This window comes from Yersinia sp. LJYL362, from assembly GCF_048323875.1.
On record NZ_JBLWEX010000266.1, the window covers coordinates 1 to 25,205 of the forward strand.

A 25,205-nucleotide genomic window follows, 5' to 3' on the forward strand; every position below is an offset into this window, starting at 1 on the left:
ATCTGACCCGACCGTGGACTTTCTGGAAACTGATGTTTTTCTACAGCACCAGTTCGGTTATGTCGCTGGGAGTGATGTTATTTCAGATCTATATGGTGGTGTTATTAGTTTGGCTGGCGGTGCTATTTCGTCATTGGATAACGGCATTATTACAGCCTTATCCTAAGCTGAGCCGGGTAAGTACGTTGCTGAATAAACTGGCCCCGATTGAACCTAAACTTGAGCCGCTGATGATGTTCCTGGCGGTCGCGTTAGGGGCTTATACCGGTTTTCTGTTATCTGCCTTGAAAACCTACCCGTTGCTGAATAATCCGGTACTGCCGGTGCTATTCCTATTCTCGGGCGTTTCTTCCGGCATTGCCGCCATGGTGCTGTGTTCAGTTGCTTGCTTTAAAGAACCGCTCCATAGCCCGGCATTGGCTTTTGTTCATCGGTTGGAAAAACCGGTGGTGTGGCTGGAGCTTTTTTTGTTGTTGGCCTTTTTTGCCGGGTTATGGTTCGGCGGTGGACAGAAAGAGGTGGCGGTGACGGTTGCATTGGGTGGCGGTTTCTGGGCTTTGATATTCTGGTTCTGGGTGATTGGTTGCGGCATGGTGCTGCCATTGGTCCTAAACCGCTATTGCAATCCTAACGTGCGGCACCGGGTTTCATTCCTGTTTACTGTCTCCGGTTTAAGCTTATTCGGCGTGTTCGTTTTACGTTTTTTCATTCTTTATGCCGGTCAAATGACGGTAGCATGAGGGGAGAAATAGGGCGATGGAAGAATTGAGTGATGGATAAAAGGGCATGACCAGTGAATTGGGGCTGCTTTCACTGCTGGCGGCGGCGTCATTAGCGCTATTGCTCGGCTGTTTGCCCTTTATTGCTTTGCATGGGCGGCGGGTGCCTTTGCTCTTTTGGCTGCCGCTGCTCAGCTATGGCGTCACCTTATTTATCACGCTGGCAATGTTGACACTGGGCTGGTGCTTTGTCACCGATGATTTCTCCGTGTTGTATGTGGCTCAGCACGGAAACAGCCGGCTTCCGTTATTTTATAAGATTGCGGCCATTTGGGGCGGGCACGAAGGCTCGATGTTGTTTCTGCTGTTTGCACTTAGCTTGTGGAGTAGTGCGCTAGCCCTGTTACGTCGCCATTTCCCGCTGCGCTTTTTTGCCCGCTCACTGGGGGTGATGGGCTGGCTATTGGTTATTTTTAGTGTATTCATCCTCTTTTTCTCCAATCCCTTTGCGCGCTTATTCCCCACACTCGCGGAAGGGCGTGATTTGAACCCGATGTTGCAGGATCTGGCGTTAATATTTCATCCTCCACTGCTGTATCTGGGTTACAGCGGTTTTGCCGTCAGTTTTGCTTTCGCGGTTGCGGCCTTACTTGAAAGTAAAAGTACTCAGAATATAGCGCGTTATAGCCGTTCATGGGCATTGGCGGCCTGGAGTTTACTGAGCATCGGGATTTTACTCGGGGCATGGTGGGCCTACAGTGAATTGGGGTGGGGAGGCTGGTGGTTCTGGGACCCAGTAGAAAATGCGTCATTACTCCCTTGGCTCACGGGCACCGCATTGTTGCATGTATTGGCTATTAGCGAGCGGCGTGGTTTGTATCATCAATGGGGCATCTTGCTGTCATTGGTGACTTTCCAGCTCTGCTTGCTGGGAACGTTTATTGTCCGCTCCGGTGTATTGACCTCAGTCCATGCCTTTGCTGTTGATACCGCTCGAGGCGAGGCCCTGCTGGCGCTATTTGGCATTGTAACATTGATTTCATTGATGTTATTTGCACTGCGGGTGCGAGGCAATATTCGCCCGGCTGACTTCGGCCTTTTCTCACTGGAAACCTTGCTGTTAGCCGCGCTGGTATTATTAGGTGTTGCGGCAGTCACGGTATTGATTGGTACGTTATATCCTTTGGTTTTCAGTGCTTTGGGGTTAGGTTCGCTCTCTGTTGGCGCACCTTACTTCAACCAAACGCTGACGCCTTTTGTGTTACTACTATTATCGCTGATGGGGGCGGCCTCTTTTGCTGATTGGCAGCGAAGCCCTAAAACCCCGCGCTGGCGTCTGGCGGTGCCCGCCTTGCTGGCTATCTTGGGCGCGCTATTGAGTGCGGGCTTGCTTCAATCGTCGTGGCAGCCAGGCATGATGCCGGGCATCATATTGGCGCTTTGGGCATTATTTGCACCGCTGTTTGCTCTCAAGATACGTTGGCGGTCATGGCTAACTCATGGCGGTGTTGCCATTAGCTTATTGGGCATGCTGTTCGCTTCATATCATTCGGTGGAGCTGGGCAGCCGTATGTCACCGGGCCGGCAGGTGACATTGGCGGGCTACCAATTGACTTATCAGCAAACGGATCTACTGGTTGGCCCTAATTACACCAGTGAACGGGCACATATTGCGGTGAGTCAGCATGGGCAACCCATCACCATGCTGCTACCTGAGCGGCGGCACTATACAGCGCGTGAAATGTTGATGATTGAACCCGTGATAGCCAGTGGCCTTTTTGCTGATTTTTATGCAGTGCTAGGCGATAGTTTGGGTTCTGGGGAATACAGCGTGCGTTTGTATCATAAGCCGATGGTCAGTTGGATTTGGGGCGGCGCGTTGATAATGGTGTTCGGCGGCGTGTTGACCCTGTGGCGCAGGGGCAGAGTTACCCGTGATATTGCGGAGGACAAATGAAACAGCGGTGGCCTTGGTTGTGTGTCCCGATGCTGGCCTTTTTTGTGGGACTCGTGCTTTACAGTGGCCTAAGTCGCGACCCACATCATGTTGAGTTGGCAGAGAAAAACCAGCCCTTCCCGGGGTTTTCATTATCTGAATTACAGCAACCCGAAAAAAAAATAACGCGGAGCCAACTGCTGGGTAAAGTGACTGTCATCAATGTGTGGGCCAGTTGGTGTGCCAGTTGCAAACACGAATTGGCAGTATTAGGTCAGATTGCCAACCGCTTACATGAAGTGCAGTTCTACGGGTTAAATTACCGCGACGATCGTCAGGCCGCATTAAACACACTCCACCGTTACAGCAACCCATATCAAAAGAATCTTTATGATCCACAAGGGGTTTTAGCGTTAGCCATGGGAGTGTATGGCACACCAGAAACCTGGCTTATTGATGCCGATGGAATTATTCGTCAGCGCTATGCGGGTGAGATGACACCGGAGATATGGCAGCAGCAGTTTGCGCCATTACTGGCGCAATGGGCTAAGGGGGGCGCTCCATGAAAGCGATATTGCTGATGTTATCACTGTTATTTTCGCCGTGGGTGTTAGCCCATTTGGTGGATACTTACCATTTTAGTTCATCGCAAAATCAACAACAGGCACTGACATTGGCAAAAGAGTTACGTTGCCCTCAATGCCAGAATCAGAACTTACTGGAGTCGACATCCTCCATTGCGCAGGATTTGCGCTTAGAAGTTTACCGTTTAGTTGAGGCGGGGCACAGTTCTCAGGAAATTATGGCCCTGATGACACAGCGCTATGGTGATTTTGTGCTTTATCGCCCCCCGCTGCGCAGTGCCACACTGATACTGTGGTTTGGGCCGGGAGTGCTGTTGGTCTGTTTGCTCGGCGGATTAGTGCTACGAATTCGCAACCTATCGGCCTCAGGTTCGAGAGGGGGGCACTGATGATACTGGCGATGGGGTTGGCGATAGTATTACTCATCATTTTGATGGGAATATGGTGGCCTTGGCTGAGGCAATATGGCCGCTTGAGTTGGCGCTGGCCGTTGGGATTGAGCGTGTTGGTTCCGACACTTATCCTCTTGGGATATCAACAATTGGGCCACTATCCCTCGGTGCAACAAGAGGCTTTACGACAACAAGAAGCGGCACGCCTGAACACTGTCGTGGATAAACAAAGCAGTGATCCGGCATTATTTCTGTTACAGCAGCGCATCCGTCAATCACCGGATAACGGCGAGCTTTGGTTTAGTTTGGCGCAACACTATTTGTATCGGAATGAATTTGAGGATGCACTGGTGGCATTGCAGCAAACAGAGCGTTTGCAGGGAGGCAGTGCGCCACTTGATGCTGCCCGAGCGACGTTATTTTATTATCAGTCAGGGCAGAAAATGACGGATGATGTGGTCTATTGGTTACGGCAAGCGCTGGCAAAAGATCCCTTGCAATATACAGCGTTGATGTTGCAAGCCAATGATAATTATACTCATGCGCGCTACGCCCAAGCTATCGCAATTTGGCAACAGTTACTTGAGAGCGATAATCCCGAGATTGACCGTGCGGTGATTATCCGCGCGATCACTTTCGCTCGGGCGATGCCGCAGTCATCTTAGATGAATGTTGTTGCGGCCCAAATAATAGGCAAAAAAAACCCTTACCAATCTCATTTGGTAAGGGATGCCAATTCGGCCAACACCAGGGAAACATTATAACCGTTTATTTATCATACGATTGATTTAGGTTACTGACATGACTTAAGTCAACTTTACCCACATTACATTAATATTTTTAATGTTTATATGTGTTTGAAGAATGTTTTTTAGGTTTTTTTTCGGGATGGATACCTTGAGAAGAGCGATGTGAATCAATCCAGACGAAGTTAGGTCAAATAAGCAGCAATATGTGCTGATAAAATAACCAGGGGTGAGTTATCTCAGAAAGGGTAAACATTGAGGGGAAATGTATGACGTCGAGTTTGATGGCCATCTGAATGTAAAAGCATCCAGATGGCAGGGTAAAACTTGTTCTTGGTGAATCTGAAGTGCCCTGGTGTTGGCGAAAATAACTTCTTTTCAGACGAACTTTCTTAACGTCAGTGCGCTAAGATACTAGTTCTAGTATATTAAAATCTAATTCTGTAAAGCAAAAACAGTTTAATTAACATAGAGGTATATTAATAGCTAGCCTTAGGTATAGCTTTCAAAACTATACTTTGGTCTAGGTTTGAACCCAAAGGTGAGTTAATTCTTTATAAGAAGTATCTGCAAGGATATTTTATCCTACATTTCCTATTGAAAACAATATCATAAAATTGTATTGTTACATTATACATAGAGTGAAATTGGCCTATTATGATCATTGACTATTTTGATAACGAAAGTATTAATGAAGATATAAAGAACTATATTCAACGCAGGATAAAGGCTTATGGTGATCTTCGTTATTTTTATTTAGTCATGAATAAGAATATTCCTCTGCCTCCTACTATCATCTCTAATTATCCATTAGATTGGGTGAGGAAATATAAAAAGAACAGTTATTATCTTATTGATCCGGTTATTTTGACGGCAAAAGATAAAGTCGCCCCTTTTGCCTGGGACGATGATTCCGTGATTAATAAAAAATCAACGGATTCCGCAGTGTTTAAGTTGGCTCGAGAATATAATATTGTTAATGGTTATACTTTAGTACTCCATGATAATAGTGACAATATGGCAACGTTAAATATTTACAATGAAAGCGACCATAGTATCTCTTTTGGTGAAAGCATTGAAATAAACAAAGAAAAGATTCAAATGCTACTTATCCTCACACATGAAAAAATGTTAGGCCTTTACCAGAGTTGCCTCGATAAGAATGGAGATCGAAACCCGCCAATAGAACAAGACATCTTCTCACCGCGGGAAAATGAAATTCTATACTGGCCAGTGTCGGTAAGACCTATGCTGAAATCTCAATTATATTGGGAATAAAAATAAGCACAGTTAAATATCATATTGGTAATGTTGTGGGAAAACTGGGTGTTTTAAATGCCAAGCACGCAATCAGGCTTGGCATAGAATTGAAGTTAATTAAACCTATTTAACAATACCAGGCACGACCATTGGCCAAGTTTAGAGAGTGGTTGGTTCAATTTGATGCATTTTCAGTGTATTATTTATCAATTGCTGCTGGCTATCAATATCGACGCCGAGATGTAAAAGATAGATAATTTAATTTTTCTCTAATTCACCTTGGTTTAATACCGTAATATTCCAACCCGAGCGTTTCAGTAGTATAAGCACTCCTCGACTGACTACCGTGAGTATCCCTTTATGCTCACGATCCCTAGCGTAATTCACCATCGCAAGAAACAGTATAGTACTCAGGGAACTGTTATTGCCCACCATATCTCTTGCTAATGCTTTTTCAACAAAGAATCGGCTGGATTCAATAAATCCATCAATAGGTAATTTCACATCAGAAAAATAAGGTGCGAACGGCCCTGTAATCATGGTTGGATATTTCATATCAATAAAGCGAACACTGCAAACAATCGTGTCGTCTATTGTTCCTAATATATAATTAGTGTTCTCATCATCATATTGGTCGCTTTCTTTGCCATCAATACAGGTTACTTTCCAGTCCAGTCGATCTTTAAATGTTATTTTTCTCAGTGAGAAGATCTCGTCTAACTTCCTTTCAGGCATATTATTAAAATTTACGTTAAAGAGTTTTAACATAATAAAAACAAAAGTTATTCAATTAAAACAACATCGTACACGATCTCTGTCTATGAGTGCAAACATTGAACGGGCTTAACGAGTGGAGTAATAGTACATTCACTTTCTCGCCACTGTACATTTATTCTACAAACAGAGGGCAGCACTTAACGTTTTTTGGCTCAGGATGAGCTATGGATGCGGGGTAATAGGATTATCAGGATCTTTTTAGGAGAAAAGTGACATTAGACAGGATTTTTATACAATAAATGGTTATAACGAAACGATGTTTCATTTTTTTCTGAAAAGGATGCTGACGTGGACCGGAGTCCTCCGCTTTTTACGAATAAAAAATTTGTTTTCCTCGTCGCAACGTTTTGTTGTCTGCTATGGGGCAGCGCCTATCCCGCAATAAAGAATGGCTATGCGCTGTTTCATATTGCAGCTGATGATATTCCGAGCAAGATGGTATTCGCGGGGTATCGCTTTTTATTGGCCGGGTTGGTCTTACTGCTTTTTGCTGTCGCCAGCGGTAAGGCTATTGGTCGCCTCAAGAAAAACCAATATAAGCAGATTGCTATTTTAGGGCTGACACAGACAACCTTGCAGTACGTTTTTTTCTATATTGGCCTGGCATATACCACTGGGGTTAAAGGCTCTATCATGAACGCGACGGGCACATTTTTCAGTGTCTTGTTGGCGCATTATATTTATAAAAATGACCGCCTGACCTTCAATAAAATCATTGGATGTGCTTTGGGTTTTGCCGGTGTCATGGTGGTGAATTTTGGCTCAGATTTGATGGATTTTAATTTTTCTCTGATGGGCGAGGGTTGTGTTGTGTTGGCCGCTTTCATCCTCTCTGCCGCCAGTATTTATGGTAAACGTATTTCACAAACGATGGATACCACGGTAATGACGGGCTATCAGCTAGCCATTGGTGGGTTAGTTTTAACGCTGGGCGGTTATCTGTTTGGCGGACATTTGAGTGATATTGGCTGGCAGGCTTTATTACTGCTGGCCTACCTGGTGCTGTTATCGTCCGCCGCTTTTGCACTTTGGAGCTTATTGCTTAAATATAATCGGGTCGGCATGGTGGCCCCCTTCAATTTCCTTATCCCAGTTTCTGGCGCGGTGTTGTCCGCAATTTTCCTGAATGAAAGTATTATGGAATGGAAAAACGCTGTTGCGTTGATATTGGTTTGTGTGGGAATTGTGTTGGTTAACCGAATTAAACCGGGAAAAAGCTAGATGTTGCGGCGGTATGAGATAGTGTCGCGGCAATAATAGTGGTGTGCTAACCGGGCTAATAAATGTTGGTTAGCACACTCATATGGTAATAATGAATACTGTAATTATCAGGCCTTATCGGTCACTATTTTAACCCCGACCCGGCTCACGCGCTCAGATTCCATTTCGGCAATGGTCCACGTCAAGCCATCCCACTCAATCTGGTCACCAATAACCGGTTCACCACCAAAGAGATAGAGCACGAACTGGCCGAGGGTTTGTTGTTTATCGACACCCGGTTCTAGATTGAGACCATAAATCTGAGAAATATCGTGAAGTTTTGCATCTGCATCAAGAATAAAATCGCCAAAGAAGCGCTCATCCAACTGGATGCTAGGTGACTGACTAAACAGTTTTCCAAGTGCAGGTAAGTCATGTTCTTGACCAATAACACACAAGATATCGCCTTCTTTCAGGCGGGTATTACCATTAGGATGTAATAAGTCTTTGCCACGAAACAGTGCCGCAATCCGTGTTTCTTGCGGCATTTTTAAATCACGCAACGCTGCGCCGATGCACCATTTATCGGAGCTGAGCTGGTAAATAAACTGTTCCCATTGGTTATTTTTATCAATATCTAAACCAATCCGTGCAACCGGAGCCAGAGCGGGTGGTACCACCAATTTTGTTTTGCGCGCCGCAAATGACAAGCTGGTGCCTTGTAATAGCAATGAGACCAGCACGACAAAAAAAGCGACGTTGAAGAATAAATTCGCATTGGGGATCCCGGCCATCATCGGGAATACCGCCAGAATAACCGGGACGGCACCGCGTAGGCCCACCCATGAAATAAAGATGCGTTCGCGCAAATTAAAACTGGGGAAGGGCAGCAGTCCGATAAATACTGACAGCGGTCGGGCGAACAAAATCATCCACAAAGAGAGAATTAATGCCGGAATGGCAATCGGTAACAACTCACTTGGGTTAAGCAGCAGCCCTAATACCAGGAACATGCCAATTTGACTGAGCCACGCCAGCCCATCAAAAGTTTGCAAAATCCCTGAGCGGTTGCGAATGGGGCGGTTGCCCAGCATCAGGCCACAAAGATAGACCGCCAAAATCCCGCTGCCATTCATGGCGGTGGCGAGCGAAAACACCAAAATCCCGCCGCTGACGGCCAATAGTGGGTATAAACCACTGGGTAATTCTATCCGATTGATGAGTGACAACAGCAAGCCACCGCCACCCAATCCGATGATAATGCCCAAACCAAATTGCTGAATCAGATGCACCAAAAACATCCAACTCAGGCTGGATTCACCGGCGGCAATCATGGAGATCAGGGTAATCGTCAAGAATACGGCCATAGGGTCGTTACTGCCTGATTCTATCTCCAGAGTGGCACTGACTCGCTCGTTGAGGCCTTTACCGCCTAACAGTGAGAATACTGCCGCCGCATCGGTTGAACCTATAATCGCGCCAATCAATAAACCTTGAATGATATCTAAATCAAATAGCCAAGCGGCTGCCATACCGGTCAGGCCCGCAGTAATCAGTACCCCTACGGTTGCCAGAGACAGGGCCGGCCACAATGCGACACGAAAGGAGGATGCTCGGGTGCGCATACCGCCGTCTAATAAGATGACGGCCAACGCCAGGTTACTGACCAGATAGGCGACAGGATAGTTATCAAAGGCAATTCCACCGATGCCGTCGGTCCCCGCCAACATACCAATGGCCAAAAAGATGACCAAAATGGGGATACCCAACCGGGAAGAGAGCGAGCTCAGTAAAATACTGGCTCCCACCAGCACTGCGCCAATCAAAAAAAGGCTGTTAATAGTGATGGCGTCCAATGTGGGAGATCTCCTGATTTAAAATAAAAGACGGGGCAAAAATATTATACACAGATTTAGAGGCGTCGATGGGAAGATATGACCTAATTCAATGTGTTAAATAAAGCTATCAGACTGCTGACAAACCCTAAGGACTCGATCTTGCATGGTGAAGGCAGGTAGAAGAGTAAAGCGTCCGCGCCAGGGACGGCGCGGCTCGAGCCCCCAGGGAAGGGTTTACGGCGTCTTTACGATCTGCCTGTTTTCACCACTACAGACACTTTGTCATTAACCTCAACGCTATAGCTGTTGTATATAGGAGAGGATAGAGAGGTATAGCCAGATCGCTCACCTTTCATTGCCCGGCGGGGAATCAAGGGTGAGCGTTGGAGGATGAAACTAGTCGCGTTTTAGTGCCGCTAAAGCTCTTTTCAGCGCTTCAAGAGTCACTGCTTTTTCCTGTTCAGGAATATTATCAACAGACAGTTGTGAAAGTTCATTGACTAATACACTGCGATCTTTGCCGGTGATCGCACTATCCAGTGCACCGCTTAGGCGGCTAACCAAGGCAAACAAGGTGCTGAACTCGGTGACTGGCGCAGTATCAGATGTGGGATTATTCTCAATTGATTCTTGCTTATTCATCAACAATTCCTCTTTTTGCCATCCCGCATCTACATGATGGTCTCACAGTGTAGCGGTTTTATGACCAAAACGGTATGTCGATGAATCAATCGATTAGCCATAACATTATTACTTTGCATAATACTTTGATTGCGCCGTTTGCTGCTGCGGCTTACCCGAAAACAAGAATTTCAGCAAAGGAACGCGACGATGAACCTCATACAACATAAATGAAATCAAGCAAACAAAGGCCATTCCTAACATGAAGCCCAGCCCGTTGTTGTCAATTTTTGGTGTCACGAAAGCACCATAAATCAAGGTCAATGGATGATGTACCAGATAGATGAAAAGTGAGGCATTCACCAGATAGGTGATTCGCACCGAGGGGTAGTTGAGTAACCGGTGCCCAAGGGAATAGACCACGTTAGTCATGGTCACGCCGATTAATGCTTTGATGATGAGACTCAATTCAAAGGCAAAAAACTCAGCAGTATTAATATGTTGGTTTAAATAATAAACACCAAACAACAGGACAGAAGCGATTAATGCACCGGGTGAGAAAGTAAGAAAAACCTGTTTGAGTGGGGGATAGATAAAACTATAAGCACCCAGAAGAAAGAAAGGTAGATAAAACACGGTCTCCATAACAAAGAAATTGAAGACACTATTAAAGAGTATTTCAGGGTTAAGGAGGAATATTATTCTCCGTATTACTGAATAAATGAATATGAATACAAACAATGATAGTAAGACTTTTCCTATGTTATTCATTCCCTTTATCAATATAGGGACGGAGTATTGTTTATTCTTCATTTTCTGAAACAGATAAAAACAGAGTCCTGTCAGTAATGCGAGTGTTAACAAAAACCATAAGTGAGAAACAACTTCCCAAATAGCAATATTTATTTTTTGATAAATTGTAAATGAATTCCAATTTTGTAATTTATTAGTGTAATACTTAAGTAAGAAGAACTGCGGCAAAGTAATGAGCGGGATAGCGGTAATGAGCGGAATGACCACCCGCTCCAAACGGACCTGAAGCCAGCGTTGGCGCTCATAACGCTGATATAACATGAACGAAAAATAGCCGGAAATAACAAAGAACACCTGCATACGAAAGGCATGGATGAAATCATTCAATAGGGTAAATATCAATGAAGGATGGCTACTATTCACCGCCCAATGATTGCTGGAGTATATAAGAGAAAGATGAAAAGGAATGCCGAGTAACATCAAATAGGCGCGGATGGCGTCTAAAAAGTACTCCCGCTGGTTAGTATTTTTTTTCATACTTATTCGCTGTTTGTTATCGGAATTAGAATAACGTATCTGATTTTGCCCAGAATCTTTTTTTATAGTAAATATTCATTGGTCATTATATACGTTATCAATGGATCAGTACGACAAGAAACACTACTATAAGGGTTAATAATTTTCCATAGCGTATTTTAGTCTAGCTTGCTAGTCTTGTGGCTTAGCCACTGGTTAAACAATAGGCGGGCAGTGTAACTCCGGGCATAATAATAACCTGGATTTATCGGCTTGATCTGCTGGATAAACCGTCAATAATTTGGCTGTTGTGATTTAGGGGGAGATGTGGGAGTTAATATTTTGTCGAACGTCAATAGAATGTCAAAAGGGTCATGCGCGATCAGCGTCAGATGGCTGGGGGTGGCTCTCTTGCTGTCATTATTCACTTCTCAGGCTACGGCTTTCTCGTTAGATGATGTGGCTAAGCAGGCACAAGCTCTGGCGGGTAAAAGCTTCGACGTGCCGAAAAGTAATCTTCCATCGCAATTTCGAGAAATGAAATTTGCCGACTACCAGCAAATTCAGTTTAACCATGACAAATCGTATTGGAACAAACTGGATACGCCATTTAAGTTAGAGTTTTATCATCAAGGCATGTACTTCGACACGCCGGTGCAAATCAATGAAGTGACGGCCACCAGTGTGAAGCCTATCAATTATAGCCCTGACTATTTTAATTTTGGCTCGGTCAAGCATGATCCTGAGTCAGTGAAGAATTTGGGTTTTGCCGGTTTTAAAGTGCTTTATCCGATTAATAACGCGGATAAAAAAGACGAAATCGTCAGTATGCTGGGTGCGAGTTATTTCCGTGTGATTGGTAAAGGTCAGGTTTATGGCCTTTCTGCGCGCGGGTTAGCGATTGATACGGCACTGGCCTCCGGCGAGGAGTTCCCACGTTTTCGCGAGTTCTGGATTGAACGGCCAAAGCCTAATGATAAACATTTAGTTATCTATGCATTGCTGGATTCCCCGCGTGCCACTGGCGCTTATAAATTTATAATCTATCCGGGACGTGACACCACTATTGATGTGCAGGCCAAAGTTTTCTTGCGCGATAAAGTCGAGACGCTCGGGATTGCACCATTAACCAGCATGTTCCTGTTTGGCCCAAGTCAGCCGTCTGCGGTGTTGAATTACCGCCCTGCGTTGCATGATTCCAATGGTCTTTCTATTCATGCAGGTAATGGTGAATGGATTTGGCGACCGTTGAACAATCCAAAACACTTGTCAGTTAGCACTTATACGGTTGAGAATCCGAAAGGATTTGGCTTACTGCAACGTGGCCGTGAATTCTCTCAATATGAGGATTTAGACGACCGCTACGATTTACGTCCAAGTGCCTGGGTTGAACCTCGTGGCGATTGGGGTAAAGGTAAAGTGGAGCTGGTGGAAATCCCGACCGCGGATGAAACCAATGACAACATCGTGGCTTTTTGGACTCCAGATGTCTTGCCGGATGCCAAAACTTCGCTTGATCTGAATTACCGCCTGCATTTCACTCGAGATGAAGACAAATTGCATTCACCCGATGTGGGCTATGTAAAACAAACCCTGCGTTCAACCGGTGATGTGAAACAGTCGAATTTGATCCGGGAGCCAGATGGTAGTGTCGCTTTCCTGGTTGATTTTGTTGGCCCAGCGCTGAAATCACTCGATGAAAATGCGCCATTGGCTTCGCAGGTCAGTATTGATGACAATGGCGAATTGATCGAAAACAGTGTTCGCTACAATCCAGTGACCAAAGGCTGGCGTTTGACACTGCGGCTAAAAGTTAAGGATGCCAAGAAACCAATAGAAATGCGCGCTGCGCTGGTTAACGGCGAGAAAACCCTGACTGAAACCTGGAGCTATCAGCTACCTGCCAATGAATAAGTCAAATCAATCTCCTGTACAGGATTATATTGCGGACTTGCCCCTGACTGCGCAGCAGCAAGGGGCGTTACGTGATGCTTTACCTGAGGATGTGCTACTGACAAGCACTCCTGATGCCATACCTCGTGTGCATCAACAATTGGCCGCCAGCACCGCTGAATCTGTGGGTTTTAGCGAGCAAGACAGTGCATTGGCTTCGGTCAATGCCTGTTTGCAAGCGGCATGGCCAGATGATGGCAAACTATTGGCACAAGATGAAGAAGGGCGCACGGTTATTCATGCCACGCCGCCGATCAAGCGCACCAGCATGGCACCACAAGCCTGGCGTACCAATCCAGTCGGGCGTTTTTGGGATTCATTATTGGGCCGTAGCCCTGTTTCACGTGCGCAAACACATGAACAGGCGCTTGCCGAAAAGAAATGGCGTAGTGTCGGTTCTCTGCGCCGCTATATATTGCTGATACTGATTGTGTTGCAGACCACCATTGCGACCAGTTATATGAAGACCATTCTGCCTTATCAGGGCTGGGCATTGATCGATCCTTTCGCTATCTGGCAGCAAAACTGGCAGGTTTCGGTCATGCAGTTGCTGCCTTACTTACTGCAAACCGGCATTCTCATTTTGTTCGCTGTGCTGTTTTGTTGGGTCTCCGCTGGCTTCTGGACCGCGCTGATGGGGTTCCTGCAATTACTGATGGGTAAAGATAAATACAGCATTTCTTCCACTATCAAAGGGGATGAAGCGTTAAATCCGGCACATCGGACGGCGCTGATTATGCCCATTTGTAATGAGGACGTGGAGCGAGTGTTTGCGGGTTTGCGGGCCACTTATGAGTCAGTGGCGGCCACGGGGCAGCTTGAGCACTTTGATATTTATGTGCTGAGTGACAGTTATGACCCTGATATCTGTGTGGCGGAGCAAAAAGCCTGGCTGGAATTGTGTCGTGATGTTGATGGGCATGGCCGTATTTTCTATCGCCGCCGTCGCCGTCGGGTGAAACGCAAAAGTGGCAATATTGATGATTTTTGCCGCCGTTGGGGCAGCCAGTATAGCTATATGGTCATTCTGGATGCTGACAGCGTGATGAGTGGCGGATGTTTGACTGGGCTGGTGCGGCTGATGGAAGCCAATCCGAATGCCGGGATCATTCAGTCTGCACCGAAAGCATCAGGCATGGATACGCTGTATGCCCGAATCCAGCAATTTGCTACCCGTGTTTATGGCCCGTTATTCACCGCTGGGTTACATTACTGGCAACTGGGCGAGTCCCATTATTGGGGCCATAACGCCATTATCAGGGTGAAACCATTTATTGAGCACTGCGCACTGGCCCCGTTGCCAGGTGAAGGCTCATTCGCCGGTGCCATTCTCTCTCATGATTTTGTCGAAGCGGCATTAATGCGCCGTGCCGGATGGGGGGTGTGGATTGCCTATGATCTGCCGGGCAGTTATGAAGAATTGCCACCTAACCTGCTTGATGAGTTAAAACGCGATCGCCGCTGGTGTCACGGCAACCTGATGAACTTTAGGTTGTTCCTGGTTAAGGGCATGCATCCGGTGCATCGGGCGGTGTTCCTGACCGGCGTCATGTCTTATTTATCCGCACCGTTGTGGTTTATGTTCCTGGTGTTATGTACTGCGCTGCAAGCGGTGCATACCCTGATGGAGCCGCAGTACTTCCTGCAACCGCGCCAGCTGTTCCCAGTATGGCCTCAGTGGCGGCCGGAGTTGGCCATTGGGTTATTCTCCACCACCTTGGTATTGCTGTTTTTGCCGAAGTTACTCAGTATCATTCTTATCTGGGCTAAAGGTTCGAAAGAGTACGGTGGCGCGATCCGTCTATTGCTGTCAATGCTGGCGGAAATGCTGTTCTCCGTATTACTGGCCCCGGTTCGCATGCTTTTCCACACGGTATTTGTGGTGAGTGCCTTCCTCGGCTGGTCGGTGCAGTGGAATTCACCGCAGCGCGATGATGATGCCACGCCATGGAGTGAAGCTATGGTGCGCCACGGGCCACAGTTGATGCTGGGTGTGGTTTGGGCCAGTGGTGTGGCTTGGTTGGATTTGCGTTTCTTGTGGTGGTTATCGCCCATCGTCTTCTCGCTTATCCTATCCCCGGTGGTCTCGGTTCTGTCCAGCCGCCGTACCTTGGGATTGGCCAGCAAACGGGCGAAATTATTCCTGATACCTGAGGAATATAACCCACCACGGGAGCTGGTTGCCACGGAGGAGTATCTAAAACTCAACCATCAACGTGCGCTGAGTCATGGTTTCTTCCATGCGGTAATGAATCCATCGTATAACGCGCTGGTCAGCGCCATGGCAACGGCTCGTCATCACACGCGCACCATTATCGAACAGTATCGTCATGAGCGGGTGAAACAGGCGCTGGAAGCCGGGCCGGAGAAATTGGCCAAATTACAGCGTTTAGAACTGCTTAGCGACCCGGTTATGATTTCACGTTTGCACCAGCAAGTTTGGCAGCAGCCGGAACAGTACCGAATTTGGAACGGTTATTATCGTCAACTGGCGCATAATATGAAGGCCTTCCCCGCGGCGAAATAGCGGGTAGGTAATAATAGAAAAACGGGCATATAAATTGCCCGTTTTTTTATGTGAATATAACGTTTCTGTATAGATGAAGAGCCGATTGAATCCCATGTCTAAACTGACTCGTATTATCATCGTCGGGGCCGGTATTATGTTGTTATCCGGTTGCGGCAGCATTATCAGCCGCATTGTACCGGGGCAGGGGCATGGGCATCAATATTACCCCGGTGTGCAATGGGATATGCGCGCAGGGCCATGGAAATATGTCACGGTGATTGATGTCCCATTATCAATGATTGTTGATACCTTTATGCTGCCGATTGATGCTCATCACGGCCCCTATGAATAACAGTAGGTGACTTCTGTATGCCATTTCAACCCGCCAAATCGTTTGACTCATCCGTTTTGCCCTCAACCTCAGTGATGCGCGTTGCCAGGCCCACTGATAACCTTAAATTAATCAGTGAGATGTATTGCCGAGGTCTGGGTTTTACTGAACTAGGCAGTTTTGCCGATCATCAGGGATTTGACGGTGTCATTTTGGGACACCCGCATCACGCGTACCATCTGGAGTTCACTCATCATCGTGGTGTACAGGTAGGGCGGGCACCGACGGCGGATAACCTATTAGTCTTTTATCTGCCAGACGAGAAGCAATGGCACAGTCAGTGTCAACAAATGTGTACTGCGGGTTTTTGTCAGGTGGCGTCTTATAATCCGTATTGGGATGTGAGCGGCAAAACCTTTGAAGATCTCGATGGTTATCGAGTGGTGCTACAGCAACGTGAATGGGTTGTGTAAGGTTCAGTTTGTACCCTGAATGAAAAAAACCACTACAGGAGCGGGTCTGTTTGCAGAAAAAACCCAACGACTCGATCTTGTAAGGTGAGGACAGGCAGAAGAGTAAAGCGTCCGCGCCAGGGATGGCGCGGCTCGAGCCTACAAGGATGTATTTACGGCGTCTTTACGATCTGCCTGTTCTCACCGCTACGAGCACTTTGCCATTAACCTCAACCCGCCACTGGGGCGGGTTCAGAAATGCGACAGATTCAGTCTTGGCTATCAGGCTGCTTGCTGGCCCTGAGTATTGTTCATCAGTCGGCGAATCGGCACGATAAGCAATATCAATACTGCTGCACAGATTACCAGCGCAATTGAGCAACGGGCAAACAGAGTTGGCAGCATATCAAGCTGGTCTGCTTTAACATGGCCGCCAATCAAGCCCGCGGCCAGATTGCCCAGAGAACTGGCACAGAACCACAGCCCCATCACTTGACCGCGCATTCTGTCCGGAGCCAGTAAGGTCATGGTCGCCAGCCCGATAGGGCTAAGGCACAATTCACCTAATGTCAGTAGCAGAATACTCATCACCAACCACAAAGGTGAAACACCCGCGCCGCCACTGCTGAGGACATGTTGTGCGGCGTACATCATCACGGCGAAACCAGCCGCAGCGCATAAAATACCAATCACGAATTTAGTGATACTGCTGGGTTGAATCTTTTTCTTCGCCAGTGCGGGCCACGCCCAACTGAATACCGGAGCCAACAGAATGATAAACAACGCATTAATTGACTGGAACCAGACGGTCGGAATTTCAAAACCCATCACCATACGGTCGGTATAATCATTCGCAAACAGGTTAAATGAGGTGGGTTTCTGTTCAAAAGCCGACCAGAAGAAGGCCGCAGAGACTAACAGGATGAAACACACCAATAAACGGGCGCGATCTTTACGGCTCATTTTGGCAAAAGCGAACAGATAGACGAAATAAAGTGTCACGGAGGCGGCAATAACATACACCAGCAAGCTGGCAATCATCACCGGATTAATGGGGATAACGCCCTGTGAAATAAGCGCAATAATGACTACCACCACAGCCATAATGGCGGTAACCCATTTGCCCACCCCCTGACGCTGGTTGGTCGGTTTATTCCAACTAGAATCCAGACCCACTTCTGCGTCATAGCGCTTCATGGCCGGTATGGCAAAGCCACGGAAGATAAGTAATGCCACCAGCATCCCAATCCCGCCGATACCAAAGCCCCAATGCCAGCCATGGGTTCGCAGCAACCAGCCAGAGAGCAGCGGCGCAATAAACGACCCCATATTGATACCCATATAAAACAGTGAGAACCCCCCGTCACGTCGGGCATCACCCGGCTTATAGAGGGTGCCGACCATCACCGAAATACAGGTTTTGAACAGGCCAGTGCCGAGCACAATAAAGGCCAATCCGATGAAGAACAGGTCATTGCCGAAGAAGGCTGATAAGGCAATTGACAGATGCCCCAGCGCAATCAGAATCGAGCCGTACCAGACTGCGCGCTGTTGACCCAGCCAGTTATCCGCCAACCAACCACCGGGTAACGCTGCCAGATACATACTCCCGGCAAAAATCCCGACGATAGCGGAAGCTTGTTCGCGCGGCAGGCCCATACCACCATCAAAAACGGTGGCAGCCATAAAAAGAATTAAGAGAGGACGGATGCCGTAGAACGAGAAACGCTCCCACATCTCGGAAAGAAATAGTCCACTGAGCGGATAAGGGTGCCCAAAGAACGTACGACCGCCAGGGGTGTTAGTAGAGGTTTGCATAAAGTCTTCCCATAGAATCGCCTAAAAATGAGCGAATAAACCCGTCATCGAGTGTCATCTCTTTGCACTGTAGTCAGTGGCTTGAGTTAACACGCGTTACAGTAGAATTTAACGCAATAATAACGTCATTTTTTAATTTCCACCGGGGGTTATATCGTATTTTCAGATGAAAAGTCGACATGCATCGCAATTATCAATCAGCCTAAACTGAATCTGATGGTTTTTTTCGCTGTTATTATGCGCGTTATTCGGGGTTTTATGCTGAAAAAATGCACAGGAAAGGGCGGTTTTATCAAGAAGAGTATGTGGTTACAACGCGGTGAGGGTTAGCTATCTTGCCGCTGTTGGACTTCGCGCCGCTGCGCTTTCAAGGGTTGACGTTGCAAACACCAGTAAGAGTAAAGGGCATTAAACAGCACCACCACGGCCGTGACGCAAAATACCGCACGGAAACCATAGCTGGCAGACACCGCCGCGCCGAGTAACGGGCCGCTGACATTCCCCACATCGCGGAATGATTGGTTATAACTGAAAATTCGCCCTGCAACCTGATTGGTGCAGTTATAAATCAGCAAGGTTTGCACTGCAGGTAACAATGCCCCATCTGTTGCACCTAATAAAAAGCGCAAAATACCCAGTTGTAGCGGGGTTTGAACAAAGGCCATCGGGATAAGAATCAGCACAGATAATGCCAGCATGGCGACCAAAATGCGCTCTGGCCCAATTTTATCCCCCAACTTGCCTAGTCGAGGTGCACTTATCAGTGCAGCGACACCGGGTACAGAGGCAATCATGCCACTGACAAAGGCCAGATTATGAATGTCTCCGGCCAGTTCGCGCACATACAGTGTCAAGATGGGCGCAATCGAACCGGTCGCAATCTGAATGATCATGGTGGTGACAAACAAACTCAGGATTAACTTAGGGTTTTTCAGCGAGTTAAAGACCTGTCGCCCATTAAGCATGTCTTTTTTCAACACCGGAGCAAACTGCTCCCTGACATAAAACCAGGTCATGACAAAGCATGCGAATAACACCCCGGCGGTAATAAAGAACACTGGCCGTAATCCATAATTATCTGCCAGCAACCCACCAATCAGTGGCCCGATTAATGCGCCGCTGACTCCGCCGGTTGAGAGTGTACCCAGTGCCCAGCCACTTTTATTGCGTGGTACCTGCGTGGCAATCAGCGCATTGGCATTAGGAATGAATCCGCCCAACAACCCCAACAAGGCGCGTAGAGCTAAAAACTGCCAAATGTTCTGCGCCATCCCCATCAGCACCATGACAATCCCCATGCCAAGCGCTGATCGCAGTAGCATGATTTTCCTGCCTTTTCGGTCGGCAAGGCTTCCCCAGAAAGGGGCGGCAATGGCTGAAAACAGGAAGGTAATACTGAACACCAGACCCGACCACATATTCAACGACTGGTGCCCGCTCACCCCTAGTTCCTCCACATACAGTGGCAAGAATGGCATGATCAAACTAAATGCCGCGCCGGTTAAAAAACAGCCTAACCAGGTGACAAATAAGTTTCTTTTCCAATTAACAGGTTGGGGCACCGAGGTCATAAATTACCGATTAAGCAAGGGATTGCTTCTCAACAAGCTGATCGCTTTGCGTCTCTTTATTCGTCGATAGGGGCGTTTGAAAGGGGCAACAAAGCACAAGAATAAAACAGTTAGCTTGGTAAATATGCGCTTATAGAGCATTCACATCAATGAGATGAATGTTAGTTTTTATTAAAATGGAAAGTGGGTTTGAAATGTGGGGATATGCTTATTCTATTTGGTAATAATGGAATAAAAAGCCACAGCACCAGCGGCGCAGCGGCTTTTTTATCACATCAGCAGAGTGATGTTGGTTATCAGCGATAAGCTTCATTTTTGGTGACGGAATAACGACCGCTACCCAGCAGCATGATAGCAACGCCGCCGAGGAAATACATTGCTTCGTTTTCCAAACCCCAGGCACCCACTTGGGTCAGGGTGAAAAACTTACCGGTACCAACCATTAATACTGCAACCAGCAGGTTAACTGCATAAATAAATGCGGCAGGGCGGGTAAACAGGCCAAGAATAATCAGAATAGGGGTCACAATCTCGCCAATGTAAACACCATAAGCGACAAAACCGGGAATGCCCTGTTCCTGTAAAGACGCAGCTATCCAACTAGTGCCGTGCTGAATTTTTGCCACACCATGAAATAACATTAAAACACCGAACGTTAGGCGCAATAACAGTTTGCCGCCGTTCGGGTGATCCGTAAGCCGTGTGAACCAGAGATTGAGAGTTGCCAGCATATATATCCTTATCAAGAAAAGAGATAACCAGAAAATAACTCAGAGAAATTAATTCAGTATCGTCAGTCTAGTACTATATTTCTATTGGATAATACTGACTGATTGTATCAAAAAAACTGATGTAAACTAATTCTCATTATCATTGGTTATATTATTTTGCTCTAAGCTCATTCCGTTTAACTCAGCTAGTCATACAGTGAAGGTGCCCCGTCAGGGCGTGTTTTAAAACGCCGGTGGAGCCACATGTATTGATCCGTCGCCCGCTCAATCTCTTTTTCGACCACTTTATTCATAAATGCTGCCGCTTCGACTTCATTATCCAGTGGGAAGTTATCCACCGCTGGCTGTAAAAGCAGCTGATAGCCTTTCCCGTCAGGTAGTCGGCGCGGGGTGAAAGGAATAATGGCCGGTTTACCCATGCGCACCAATAGGTAAGTCCCGGTGGTGGTGGCGGCTTGATCAACGGCAAACAGCGGCACAAACACACTGCTGCGGGGGCCGTAATCATGGTCTGGCGCATACCAGATAATCTCACCGTGTTTAAGGCTGCGGATCATCCCTTTGAGATCTTTGCGATCCAGCATGGCTTTGTTGGAGCGCATGCGGCCCCAAGTCTGCATCCAATCCATCGCTTTATTATCATGTGGCCGATAGACACCAATCCCTGGATTGTAGATACCAAAAATACGCGCACCCAGTTCCAGTGTTAGGAAATGTAAACCTATTAACAACACCCCTTTACCTTCATCGCGCGCTTTTTGGATATGTTCCAGCCCGCTAACACTGCACCAACGTTCAATGCGCCAATTAGGCCAAAACCACGCCATCCCAGTTTCAAATAACCCCATACCGACGGATTCAAAATTCTTTAGCAGCAGTTCGTCTCGTTCACTTTTGGGCATATCCGGGAAACACAGCTCCAGATTACGCTGCGTAATGCGCTTGCGTCGTTTAAGAAATCGCATGGAAAAGCGGCCAAGGGAGGTGCCCATAGCATAAATCACTGGGTAGGGAAGTAGCACCAGCAGGTAGAGAATACCGAGACCGAGCCAGGTCAGCCAATAACGTGGGTGCAGTAGTGAGCGATTAAAAGAAGGAACTTGCATATCTGTTTTCATCGTCCTTGTCATTCGTTCGGACAGTTAACTATTTGCTATTGATGGTGCGCCAGAGTTCATAAAAGAACCTCAATAGGCCCTGTACCAACCTGTTTATCTGTCGTTTTAAGGTAGACTATTGTGGCATTTTTAGGGGCTTACAGGAAAAAAGACCGCACCAAAAAATCATTTTTATGCCTTTTTGGCGAAGTTTTCATCAGATAAAACACGTGTTTGATTGTTATGTGACCAATGTCGATTCGGCTATTTTATCGGATTTAATAGGCTGACTAATTCGGCCAGACTATTGACGGCCATTTTTTCCATCACTTTGGCGCGATGGACTTCGACGGTTCTAACGGAGACACAGGCAATATCGGCGATATCGCGATTAATCAAACCTTGCATCACCCATTGCGCAATCATTTGCTCCCGTGGGGTCAGTGAGGCATAACGCAGTTGTACCTCTCGGCGGCTTACAAGCTGTTCTGATTGTACAAAACCTTGTTGTAATGCCGCGATTAACGGTGCCGTTGCGACCGGTTTTTGCAGGAAGTCAACCGCGCCTAACTTCATTTGCGCTACCGCTTGTGGCACTTCGCCGTGTGCGGTGAGAAATATCACCGCCAGCGTGCTGTTTAACTGGCGCATCTGGGCATAAACCTCAGTGCCATCCAGTAATGGCATGCGGATATCAAGTAATAATACACCGGGCTGATGTAAATCAGCCTGTGCCAGAAAACGGTTGCCCTCATGCCACACTTTCACTTTGTAGCCGAGGCTTTCCAGTAAAAAACGGCAGGCATCAGTGACGGCAATATCGTCATCAACCAAGTGAATCAGTGACAAAACTAAGCTCCTTGCTTGGGTTAAGTGGCAACATCACGATGACATGCAGCCCTATATGGCCATTGGTGGCAACCTGATTGTGTAATGTCAGAGTTCCGCCCTGGCTGTTTATTAGCCGCTGGCAAATCACCAAACCGAGGCCAAGGCCTTCACTTTTGCTGGAGCGGAAAGGGGTGAAAGGTTGGCTGAGTTGGTCTGGGGTCAATCCTCCCGCGTCATCTTGTAATGTCAGTATCACCGCGCCTGCTTGCTGATGGGCACTAAACCATAACTGACGCGCGCCCGCTTGCAAGCTATTAGTTATCAGGTTGCACAACACCTGATCCAGCAACGTCGGCGGTAAATGTAGCGCAATCTGTCGGTCAATATCGGTATGTAGCTGGCAAGGCGGTTGATGTTGCTCCGCGCCCAATAATTGCCACAGATGTAACAGCAGTTCTGGCAGCGGCTGGCTGACGGTCGCCCTGTCAAATGTGGGGGATTTCCCCGCCCACAAGCGCAAGTTAGCAATGGTATCGGCCCCGCGTTGAGCCTGCTGGCTTATCTGCCCGAGAATGGGCAATAAAGGATGATCAGTTTGCTCTCGTTGCAGGCGAATGGCGCAGCCGTCGGCATAATGTTGAATGGCAGAAAGCGGTTGGTTCAGTTCGTGAGCAAAGCCCGATGCCATTTCGCCCAGAATACTCAGGCGCTGGGCCTGTTCCAACGCGCCTTCCTTGATTCTGAGTTGCTGGTGTAGTTGTTCAAGCTGGCGACTGCGGCGGCGCACCAGAAACGCCACCCAAATATGATTAGCGCCAAGTAGCAGTATGACCAACGCAATGGCGGCAATCAACAGCCGGTGCTGCTGCGCCCAATCGAGAATTTGTTGCCAAAAGTAGGGCTGTTGTGGGTGTTGATTGACTGAGCGCAACAGGGTTTCTACCTGACTGGTCGAGGACGGTGCCCCCCATTGCGGTGCCTTGCTGTCAGCGGGATTGAGCAAGATTCGCGTGACATTATCGACTAATCCATCCGGAACATGTGACAGCGCGGCAAATGACCAGTTAGGGTACAACTCAGTGCTGGTTAGGCAGGGGATCGTGGCTTGTTTTGCCAATAATGGTCGAAAATCGCGGGCCTGCACCAACCCTTCAGCTTGCATATCTTCCAGCAAGCAAGTGGGGACGATAGCCGCAGAAATAGCGCGGTCACGCAGCAGATAAATCAGCGCATCTACCGGGAAACCGGAAAAATGTAACTTGAAATCCTGTTCAGGTTGTAGCCCTGCATCGCGTAATGCTTTGTATCCCAACAAGTAACCGCCAAAAGCCTCGGGTGATACTGCGCCGACACGTTTGCCTATTAGCCCAAGTGGTGCGCGGATATCACTGTCAGCCCGCACCAAAATAACACTGCCAATCACATTGCGGCTGGTGCCATCTGGCTCATGACTTGAGCGCAAAGACACTAACCACCGCAGGGGAAAGTGGCTATCAATCTGCACATATTGCGCCGGATTGGTGAGCAGAAAATCAATTCGATTCTGCGCCACGGCGTTTTTCATCGCATGTAAGTCCAGCGGTAATAACTGAAAATGCTGCTCCGGTAGTTGCTGATTCAAATTATCGACCAACGGTTGCCAATGTGCTTGTGCCTGAGCATCGCCGCGTAATGCCAGCACACCAATCGTCCAATCACGGGCGTGGGCGGCAGAAATATAACCAAACAGCATTATCGCCAGCACTCTGAAATACATGCATGTTCCTTTTTATGATCCCCGTCGCAGTGTTTAATTGTCCTGGATCAAGTCCCTAAAGGGAATGTGGGAAACCACAATAGGGCTTCTGCGCGTCAATTTCTACACTCCCTGTATCAAGATGAGGGTGAGAAAAAATGGATCAAGGGAAAAGAGCATTTCTACAGCGCCTGGGGGTGTTAACCGCCGGAGCCGCACTGGTGCCATTAGCTGAGGCGGGCTGGCAGATGGAACCGGTACGCAAGCACGGTGATATCAAACGGCGCTATGCCATGTTGATTGATTTACGCCGTTGCATTGGTTGCCAGGCCTGCACCGTCAGTTGCGCCATTGAAAACCAACTGCCGCAAGGCCAGTTCCGCACCACCGTTAATCAGTATCAGATTGCGCTATCGGGCGCAGAAAGTGTCACTAACGTATTGCTCCCTCGCTTGTGCAATCACTGCGATAACCCGCCTTGTGTGCCGGTCTGCCCGGTACAAGCCACTTATCAGCGGCAAGACGGCATTGTGGTGATTGATAATACCCGCTGCGTAGGTTGCGCTTATTGTGTGCAGGCTTGCCCTTATGAAGCCCGGTTTATCAATCACAGCACTCAAACGGCGGATAAATGCACATTCTGTGTTCACCGTCTGGATGCCGGGTTATTGCCAGCCTGCGTGGAGTCCTGTGTCGGTGGGGCGCGGGTTATTGGTGACTTGCGTGATGGCAACAGCACATTGCGCAAAATGCTATTGGAGCATGCCGCTGACATCAAAGTATTGAAGCCGGAGCAAGGTACCCATCCACAGGTGTTTTACCTCGGATTAAACGA

20 protein-coding genes and 3 pseudogenes are annotated in these 25,205 nt (G+C 47.6%); 13 read left to right on the forward strand and 10 right to left on the reverse strand.

Features of this window, described 5'->3' with window-relative positions; all coding sequences use genetic code 11:
• The 6 genes and pseudogenes from nrfD to ACNSO8_RS16310 all read left to right on the forward strand — a co-directional run.
• The coding region (nrfD, locus tag ACNSO8_RS16285; RefSeq protein ID WP_418395233.1) for an NrfD/PsrC family molybdoenzyme membrane anchor subunit at window positions 1-740 on the forward strand (740 nt) is incomplete at its 5' end.
• Window positions 741-786: 46 nt separating this feature from the next.
• Window positions 787-2,676: a heme lyase CcmF/NrfE family subunit gene (locus tag ACNSO8_RS16290; protein ID WP_418395234.1), complete on the forward strand. Its 1,890-nt coding sequence runs from the start codon at window positions 787-789 to the stop codon at window positions 2,674-2,676.
• Entirely contained in the window at window positions 2,673-3,221 is a 549-nt protein-coding gene (locus tag ACNSO8_RS16295; protein WP_418395235.1) for a DsbE family thiol:disulfide interchange protein, read from the forward strand. The genes ACNSO8_RS16290 and ACNSO8_RS16295 overlap by 4 nt, the downstream gene beginning before the upstream one ends.
• Window positions 3,218-3,628: a heme lyase NrfEFG subunit NrfF gene (nrfF, locus tag ACNSO8_RS16300; protein ID WP_418395236.1), complete on the forward strand. Its 411-nt coding sequence runs from the start codon at window positions 3,218-3,220 to the stop codon at window positions 3,626-3,628. Before ACNSO8_RS16295 ends, nrfF begins: the two co-directional genes overlap by 4 nt.
• Window positions 3,628-4,296, forward strand: a complete 669-nt coding sequence (locus ACNSO8_RS16305) for a cytochrome C heme lyase (protein WP_418395237.1) — start codon at window positions 3,628-3,630, stop codon at window positions 4,294-4,296. The genes nrfF and ACNSO8_RS16305 overlap by 1 nt, the downstream gene beginning before the upstream one ends.
• A gap of 738 nt (window positions 4,297-5,034) precedes the next feature.
• Window positions 5,035-5,768: pseudogene (locus ACNSO8_RS16310) on the forward strand (helix-turn-helix transcriptional regulator).
• Window positions 5,769-5,796: 28 nt separating this feature from the next.
• Here the strand turns inward: ACNSO8_RS16310 and ACNSO8_RS16315 are convergent.
• Window positions 5,797-6,405: pseudogene (locus tag ACNSO8_RS16315) on the reverse strand (acyl-homoserine-lactone synthase).
• Window positions 6,406-6,702: 297 nt separating this feature from the next.
• Here ACNSO8_RS16315 and ACNSO8_RS16320 point away from each other — a divergent pair.
• Window positions 6,703-7,635: a DMT family transporter gene (locus ACNSO8_RS16320; RefSeq protein WP_418395238.1), complete on the forward strand. Its 933-nt coding sequence runs from the start codon at window positions 6,703-6,705 to the stop codon at window positions 7,633-7,635.
• Window positions 7,636-7,742: 107 nt separating this feature from the next.
• Here the strand turns inward: ACNSO8_RS16320 and ACNSO8_RS16325 are convergent, their stop codons facing one another.
• The 3 genes from ACNSO8_RS16325 to mdoC all read right to left on the reverse strand — a co-directional run bounded on the left by ACNSO8_RS16325 (window position 7,743) and on the right by mdoC (window position 11,363).
• A complete protein-coding gene (locus ACNSO8_RS16325; protein WP_418395239.1) occupies window positions 7,743-9,470 on the reverse strand; it encodes a potassium/proton antiporter in 1,728 nt (575 codons plus the stop codon).
• A 378-nt stretch (window positions 9,471-9,848) separates the two neighbouring features.
• On the reverse strand, window positions 9,849-10,094 hold the full coding sequence (locus tag ACNSO8_RS16330) for a hypothetical protein (RefSeq protein WP_418395240.1): 246 nt from the start codon (window positions 10,092-10,094) through the stop codon (window positions 9,849-9,851).
• 108 nt (window positions 10,095-10,202) lie between these two features.
• A complete protein-coding gene (gene mdoC, locus ACNSO8_RS16335; RefSeq protein ID WP_418395241.1) occupies window positions 10,203-11,363 on the reverse strand; it encodes a glucans biosynthesis protein MdoC in 1,161 nt (386 codons plus the stop codon).
• Between the two features lie 339 nt (window positions 11,364-11,702).
• Here mdoC and ACNSO8_RS16340 point away from each other — a divergent pair, with 339 nt between their 5' ends.
• The 5 genes and pseudogenes from ACNSO8_RS16340 to ACNSO8_RS16360 all read left to right on the forward strand — a co-directional run.
• Window positions 11,703-13,256, forward strand: coding sequence for a glucan biosynthesis protein G (locus ACNSO8_RS16340; RefSeq protein WP_418395250.1), 1,554 nt, complete (start codon window positions 11,703-11,705; stop codon window positions 13,254-13,256).
• Window positions 13,249-15,822 carry a glucans biosynthesis glucosyltransferase MdoH gene (mdoH, locus tag ACNSO8_RS16345; protein ID WP_418395242.1) on the forward strand — a complete coding sequence of 858 codons (2,574 nt, stop codon included), beginning with the start codon at window positions 13,249-13,251 and terminating at the stop codon, window positions 15,820-15,822. The genes ACNSO8_RS16340 and mdoH overlap by 8 nt, the downstream gene beginning before the upstream one ends.
• Before the next feature lie 94 nt (window positions 15,823-15,916).
• The gene (locus ACNSO8_RS16350) at window positions 15,917-16,156 is read left to right on the forward strand and encodes a YceK/YidQ family lipoprotein (RefSeq protein ID WP_418395243.1); all 240 of its coding nucleotides are present in this window, start codon (window positions 15,917-15,919) and stop codon (window positions 16,154-16,156) included.
• A 17-nt stretch (window positions 16,157-16,173) separates the two neighbouring features.
• Entirely contained in the window at window positions 16,174-16,608 is a 435-nt protein-coding gene (locus tag ACNSO8_RS16355) for a VOC family protein (protein WP_418395244.1), read from the forward strand.
• A gap of 145 nt (window positions 16,609-16,753) precedes the next feature.
• Window positions 16,754-16,825: pseudogene (locus ACNSO8_RS16360) on the forward strand (gluconate 5-dehydrogenase); the annotation flags it as partial.
• Between the two features lie 44 nt (window positions 16,826-16,869).
• On the opposite strand, the gene ACNSO8_RS16365 reads toward ACNSO8_RS16360, so the two are convergent.
• The 6 genes from ACNSO8_RS16365 to ttrS form a co-directional block, all read right to left on the reverse strand.
• Entirely contained in the window at window positions 16,870-18,405 is a 1,536-nt protein-coding gene (locus tag ACNSO8_RS16365; protein ID WP_418395245.1) for a peptide MFS transporter, read from the reverse strand.
• Between the two features lie 326 nt (window positions 18,406-18,731).
• Window positions 18,732-19,976 (reverse strand): multidrug efflux MFS transporter MdtG, encoded by a 1,245-nt coding sequence (gene mdtG, locus ACNSO8_RS16370; protein WP_418395246.1) that lies wholly within the window; start codon window positions 19,974-19,976, stop codon window positions 18,732-18,734.
• Between the two features lie 296 nt (window positions 19,977-20,272).
• Window positions 20,273-20,707 (reverse strand): DoxX family protein, encoded by a 435-nt coding sequence (locus ACNSO8_RS16375; protein WP_050078775.1) that lies wholly within the window; start codon window positions 20,705-20,707, stop codon window positions 20,273-20,275.
• 185 nt (window positions 20,708-20,892) lie between these two features.
• Window positions 20,893-21,813: a Kdo(2)-lipid IV(A) acyltransferase gene (locus ACNSO8_RS16380; protein WP_418395251.1), complete on the reverse strand. Its 921-nt coding sequence runs from the start codon at window positions 21,811-21,813 to the stop codon at window positions 20,893-20,895.
• Window positions 21,814-22,068: 255 nt separating this feature from the next.
• Window positions 22,069-22,653: a tetrathionate respiration response regulator TtrR gene (gene ttrR / locus ACNSO8_RS16385; RefSeq protein ID WP_418395247.1), complete on the reverse strand. Its 585-nt coding sequence runs from the start codon at window positions 22,651-22,653 to the stop codon at window positions 22,069-22,071.
• Window positions 22,631-24,391, reverse strand: coding sequence for a tetrathionate respiration histidine kinase TtrS (ttrS, locus tag ACNSO8_RS16390; protein WP_418395248.1), 1,761 nt, complete (start codon window positions 24,389-24,391; stop codon window positions 22,631-22,633). The genes ttrR and ttrS overlap by 23 nt, the downstream gene beginning before the upstream one ends.
• A gap of 137 nt (window positions 24,392-24,528) precedes the next feature.
• Here ttrS and ttrB point away from each other — a divergent pair.
• A partial coding sequence (ttrB, locus tag ACNSO8_RS16395) for a tetrathionate reductase subunit TtrB (RefSeq protein WP_418395249.1) occupies window positions 24,529-25,205 on the forward strand: 677 nt, incomplete at its 3' end.

Bases quoted from the DNA above. Each gene is read 5' to 3' on its own strand.
- ACNSO8_RS16290 (WP_418395234.1), top strand. From the start codon at position 787: ATGACCAGTGAATTGGGGCTGCTTTCACTGCTGGCGGCGGCGTCATTA.
- ACNSO8_RS16295 (WP_418395235.1), top strand. From the start codon at position 2,673: ATGAAACAGCGGTGGCCTTGGTTGTGTGTCCCGATGCTGGCCTTTTTT.
- nrfF (WP_418395236.1), top strand. From the start codon at position 3,218: ATGAAAGCGATATTGCTGATGTTATCACTGTTATTTTCGCCGTGGGTG.
- ACNSO8_RS16305 (WP_418395237.1), top strand. From the start codon at position 3,628: ATGATACTGGCGATGGGGTTGGCGATAGTATTACTCATCATTTTGATG.
- ACNSO8_RS16330 (WP_418395240.1), bottom strand. From the start codon at position 10,094: ATGAATAAGCAAGAATCAATTGAGAATAATCCCACATCTGATACTGCG.
- mdoC (WP_418395241.1), bottom strand. From the start codon at position 11,363: ATGAAAAAAAATACTAACCAGCGGGAGTACTTTTTAGACGCCATCCGC.
- ACNSO8_RS16340 (WP_418395250.1), top strand. From the start codon at position 11,703: ATGTCAAAAGGGTCATGCGCGATCAGCGTCAGATGGCTGGGGGTGGCT.
- mdoH (WP_418395242.1), top strand. From the start codon at position 13,249: ATGAATAAGTCAAATCAATCTCCTGTACAGGATTATATTGCGGACTTG.
- ACNSO8_RS16350 (WP_418395243.1), top strand. From the start codon at position 15,917: ATGTCTAAACTGACTCGTATTATCATCGTCGGGGCCGGTATTATGTTG.
- ACNSO8_RS16355 (WP_418395244.1), top strand. From the start codon at position 16,174: ATGCCATTTCAACCCGCCAAATCGTTTGACTCATCCGTTTTGCCCTCA.
- ACNSO8_RS16365 (WP_418395245.1), bottom strand. From the start codon at position 18,405: ATGCAAACCTCTACTAACACCCCTGGCGGTCGTACGTTCTTTGGGCAC.
- mdtG (WP_418395246.1), bottom strand. From the start codon at position 19,976: ATGACCTCGGTGCCCCAACCTGTTAATTGGAAAAGAAACTTATTTGTC.
- ACNSO8_RS16375 (WP_050078775.1), bottom strand. From the start codon at position 20,707: ATGCTGGCAACTCTCAATCTCTGGTTCACACGGCTTACGGATCACCCG.
- ACNSO8_RS16380 (WP_418395251.1), bottom strand. From the start codon at position 21,813: ATGCAAGTTCCTTCTTTTAATCGCTCACTACTGCACCCACGTTATTGG.
- ttrS (WP_418395248.1), bottom strand. From the start codon at position 24,391: ATGTATTTCAGAGTGCTGGCGATAATGCTGTTTGGTTATATTTCTGCC.